The organism is Streptomyces sp. YIM 98790 (genome assembly GCF_011421595.1).
Lineage (GTDB): Bacteria > Actinomycetota > Actinomycetes > Streptomycetales > Streptomycetaceae > Streptomyces.
The window spans coordinates 1-4,111 of sequence record NZ_WTLH01000313.1; the positions used below are offsets into that span (position 1 = coordinate 1).

Consider the following 4,111-nt stretch of genomic DNA (forward strand, 5'->3'; position numbering starts at 1 on the left):
GCGGAGGCCGGTGAGGCCCCGCCCGGCCCCACCGTCCGAGGAGCCGCCCACCCCCGCCGGGCTGCCCCGCCGCCGGCCCGGCGAGCGGGCCCGGCAGGTGGCGCAGTCCCTGTCCGGCGAGCGGCCGGACCGGCCGCCGCTGCCGGAGCGGGTGCCGCAGACGCACATGGCCGAGCAGTTGCTGAACGCACGGGCACCGGAGACCGCGGCCGGGGACGACGCAACGCCCGAAGAGGTGGCGGACGCCTGGGACGACTACGCACTCGGTACCCAGACAGTGGAAGAAGAGCTCCGACGGGACAGGGCATGACGACGAAACCGAACGACGCGATCTACAGCATCCTGGACAACAACCTCAGCCGGATCGCCGGCATCCAGGGAGCGGTGCTGCTGTCCAACGACGGGATCAAGCTCAGTGCCTACCTGCTGGACCGGCCGCAGGCGGAGCGGATAGCCGCCGCCTCCTCCGGCATCGCCTCCACCATGCGGGCGATCTCCCGCGAGGTGGACGGCGGACGGGTGATCCGGCAGCTGGTGGAGATGGACGACCGCTATCTGTGCATCGTGGGCTGCGGCGAGGGGAGCACGCTGATCGTGGTCACCTCCCGCAAGGCCCGGCTCGGCGAGCTGGGCGGCGAAGCGGTGCGGACCTCCCAGGCGCTCGGCGAGTGGCTGAGCACTCCGGAACGCGCGCAGGTGCCCAACCCCTGATGCCGGACGGCCACGAACCCGGCAGGAGCCGGAGAACCCGGCTGTACGCCCTCACCGACGGGCGTACAGCCGCTCCCCATGCCGTCCTGACGATGGACACGCTCATCACGGCGATGCCCGCGGCGGAGGACGCGAGCGGTCTGCCCAGCGAGTGGCAGACCATTCTGGAGATGTGCCGGCCGCCGCAGAGCCGGGCGGTCGCCGAGATCGCCGCCCGTATGCACATGCGCCTGACCCCGATGACGGTCCTGCTCGGCGAGCTGGCCGAACGCGGCCTGATCGGCCACCGGCCGCCGCTGGAAGCCGCCGAGACCTCCAATGTCAACCTGCTCATGAGAATCAGGGACAGCCTTGCCCGAATATGACACCGACGCCCGGGAAGAGTCGCCGGTCAAGATACTGATCGCCGGCGGATTCGGCGTCGGCAAGACGACCCTCGTGGAAGCGATCTCCGAGATCGAGCCGCTGCGCACCGAGGAACGGCTCACCGCCGCCGGGGTCGGTGTCGACGATCTGGACGGCATCGAGTCGAAGACGGCCACCACCGTGGCCATGGACTTCGGCCGGATCACGCTCGGCGACGCCGGGGTGGTGCTNATCACGCTCGGCGACGCCGGGGTGGTGCTCTATCTGTTCGGCACCCCGGGCCAGGAGCGGTTCTGGTTCATGTGGGACGACCTGCTGGCCGGGGCACTGGGCGCGATCGTGCTGGTGGACACCCGCCGGCTGGACCGCAGCTTCGCGGCCATCGACTTCTTCGAGAACCGCGGGCTGCCGTTCATCATCGGTGCCAACTGCTTCCACGGTGAACAGCCCTACACCGCCGAGGAGATCGCCGCGGCACTGCATCTCGGCGATCCGGCGACACCGGTCCTGATGCTCGACGCGCGCTCCCGGGAGGAGGTGCGCGGGGCCCTGCTGGCCCTGCTGGACCTGCTGATCGCGCGTGCCGGGGCGGGCACTCCGGCACGGGCCTGAGGGGCGTTGACTTCAGGTCGGCCTGAACCGCCACAGTGGCCGTGGGCCCGGTATCCCGTCCGGGCCGCGACAGGGAGGGACGACCATGTCCGAGCGGTCCGCGAGGCGGCGGTTCCCGGTGCCGCACCGAGGCGGTCACCAGCACTTCGACCGGCCGCGCAGCGAGTCCTACGACCGGCTGGCCCGATGGACGCTGCGCGGCCTGTACCGGCAGGTGGCGCGGGAGGTGGCGGCCGTGGCGCCGCGGGACGGGCGGGTGCTGGACATCGGCACCGGCCCCGGGCGGCTGCTCCACGAACTGGCGGCCGTGCGCCCGGATCTGGCGCTGGCGGGGGTGGACGTCTCCGCGGACATGGTGGCGCTGGGCGAGCGGGCGGCCCGGGAGAGAGGGCTGGCGGACCGGATCGTGCTGCGCACCGGTGACGTGGCCGGGCTTCCGGAGCCGGACGGCGGCGCGGACGTGGTGGTGACGACACTGAGCATGCATCACTGGCCGGATCTGCCCGCGGCCGCCGCCGAGCTGGAGCGGGTGCTGCGGCCCGGCGGACACCTGATGGTGTACGACTTCCGGTTCGCGCCGCTGCGCCGTGCCGAGTCGGCGCTGCGGGCGCGGCCCCGGTTCGCCGCCTCGCGGGTGCGGCGCGGGTCGCTGCGGCCGGGCTGGAATCCGTTCCCCTGGTACGCCCGGCTGGTGCTGAGGGGCGGGCGGGACGGCGGGAAGGGCTGAACCGGCGGTGCGGGTGGCAGCATGGCGGTCATGACGGCGGAACCGGGCACCACGGAACCGGGCACCAGCGGGCCGGACGCTGCCGCACCGGACGCTGCCGCACCGGACGCCGGGGAGCTGACCATCGGCGAGCTGGCCGGCCGTTTCGGCCTGGCCACGCATGTGCTGCGGCACTGGGAGGACATGGGCGTGCTGGTCCCGGCGCGGCGGGTCGGCGGGCAGCGCCGCTACGCCCCGGGGCAGGCCGCCGAGGTGGCGATGATCCTGCTGGGGAAGGAGTCCGGCTTCTCCCTGGAGGAGATCCGCCGGTTCGCGGACGGGCCGGGCCGGGCGGACCGGCGCGCGCTCCTGCTGCGGCGGCGGGCCGGGCTGCTGGAGCGGATCGCGGCGGCCAGGGCGTCGCTCGCCCTGGTGGAGCACGCGCTGGAGTGCGACGCCGAGGACTTCCGGCGCTGCCCGGAGTTCCTGCGCACCGTGACCGCCCGGCTGCCGCAGGGGGCGTCCGGGCCGGGCGGCGGGGCCGGTGGCTGAGGCGGGCGGCCGGGGTAGGCCGCCGGGGCGGCCCGCGGTCAGCGGGTGGGTTCCCAGCCGCGGGGGCGCCCGGGTTCCGGGGTCCCGCAGTGCCGGGCCCGGTGCCGTGGCGGCGGCGGGCGGCACGCGGCCGTGTCCCCGGGCCCCGACCCTGGACACGGCCGCGGCCGGTCTGTGCGGCGCGGCGCGCGCTCAGCGGTGGGTGAGCCTGAGCCGCCACGCCTCGGGGCCGCGCTCCAGATAGTCCACGGCGAAGGCACCGGGGGCGCGGTCCTCGATCTGCGCCAGCAGGGGCAGCGGGTCGTGAGGGGCCACCAGCACCATGGCACTGCCGGCCGGCACCGCGTCCAGGGCGCCGAAGACCGTGGCGTGACGCAGCGCGTGGGGGACGGTGCGGACGTCGAGTTCGGGGACGGCATCGCCGTCCGAGCCGCCGCAGCCGCACTCCTGTCCCCCGCCGCCGCAGCCGCCGGCCGGTGCCGCGTCCGCCGTGCCCGCCGCGGCGGCCGGGCCGAGGATGTCGTGCATACCGGCCAGCAGGCCGGCCAGGGAGACCTCGGGCGAGCCCGCGAGCAGCGGCACCATCAGGGTGTTCTCCTTCTCCAGATGCTCCTCGAAGAGGACCTGGAGGGCGCGGGCGTCGGCGGCTGCGCGGGCGGTGCCGGGGGCCTTGCGCACCCCCTCGACCAGGGCGGCCAGGCGGCGGCGCTCGGCGAGCATGGCCTCCACCAGCAGCCGTCCCTCGGTGGTGGCGCGGGCGGGCGGGTAGAGGACGGCCTCCTCGGCGGAGGCGTGCGGCAGGAGTTCGCGCTCGCAGAAGGCGACGAGTGCGGCGCGGGCCGCCGCTGCCGCGGCGGGGTTGCGTGCCGCGGTCTCCAGCAGGACGGAGACCCTCCCGGCGAGCTGGCCGGCGAGGTGGGTGTGGTGGGTCTCCACGGCCCCGGCCGCCGCGGCCGGTCTGGAACGCGGCTGGGCGGCCCGGCTCACCGCGGCCAACGGGGCGCTGCTGGTCTGCGTGCTGCCGGTGCCGTCGATGGTCCGGGTGGTCTGCTCGGTGGTGCTGCTGGGCGTGCTGATCACCTTTCTGGTGCTGCTGGTCCGGACCGTGGTGCGCAGCCGCCGGGCGCGGCGGCGGCCGGCCGCGTCCCCGGCCGCCGTCCCCGC

The 4,111-nt window shown here is 75.2% G+C and carries 7 protein-coding genes and 1 pseudogene; 7 read left to right on the top strand and 1 reads right to left on the bottom strand.

Translation table 11 applies throughout. The features are described 5' to 3' along the window. The 6 genes and pseudogenes from GQS09_RS28815 to GQS09_RS27295 all read left to right on the top strand — a co-directional run. Positions 1 to 310: pseudogene (locus tag GQS09_RS28815) on the top strand (hypothetical protein); the annotation flags it as partial. Then, entirely contained in the window at positions 307 to 711 is a 405-nt protein-coding gene (locus GQS09_RS27275) for a roadblock/LC7 domain-containing protein (protein WP_165990196.1), read from the top strand. The pseudogene GQS09_RS28815 and the gene GQS09_RS27275, both read left to right, overlap by 4 nt. Then, a complete protein-coding gene (locus GQS09_RS27280) occupies positions 711 to 1,076 on the top strand; it encodes a DUF742 domain-containing protein (RefSeq protein WP_165990197.1) in 366 nt (121 codons plus the stop codon). Before GQS09_RS27275 ends, GQS09_RS27280 begins: the two co-directional genes overlap by 1 nt. After that, complete coding sequence (locus GQS09_RS27285) at positions 1,063 to 1,689, top strand: ATP/GTP-binding protein (protein WP_165990198.1); 627 nt, start codon at positions 1,063 to 1,065, stop codon at positions 1,687 to 1,689. The genes GQS09_RS27280 and GQS09_RS27285 overlap by 14 nt, the downstream gene beginning before the upstream one ends. Before the next feature lie 85 nt (positions 1,690 to 1,774). Next, a complete protein-coding gene (locus GQS09_RS27290; protein ID WP_165990199.1) occupies positions 1,775 to 2,416 on the top strand; it encodes a class I SAM-dependent methyltransferase in 642 nt (213 codons plus the stop codon). Positions 2,417 to 2,446: 30 nt separating this feature from the next. Further along, a complete protein-coding gene (locus GQS09_RS27295; protein WP_165990200.1) occupies positions 2,447 to 2,947 on the top strand; it encodes a MerR family transcriptional regulator in 501 nt (166 codons plus the stop codon). A gap of 192 nt (positions 2,948 to 3,139) precedes the next feature. On the opposite strand, the gene GQS09_RS27300 is transcribed toward GQS09_RS27295, so the two are convergent. Next, complete coding sequence (locus GQS09_RS27300) at positions 3,140 to 3,883, bottom strand: DUF2249 domain-containing protein (protein ID WP_313896373.1); 744 nt, start codon at positions 3,881 to 3,883, stop codon at positions 3,140 to 3,142. Between GQS09_RS27300 and GQS09_RS27305 the strand changes: the two genes are divergently transcribed. Further along, the coding region (locus tag GQS09_RS27305; protein ID WP_165990195.1) for a hypothetical protein at positions 3,867 to 4,111 on the top strand (245 nt) is incomplete at its 3' end. The genes GQS09_RS27300 and GQS09_RS27305 overlap by 17 nt on opposite strands.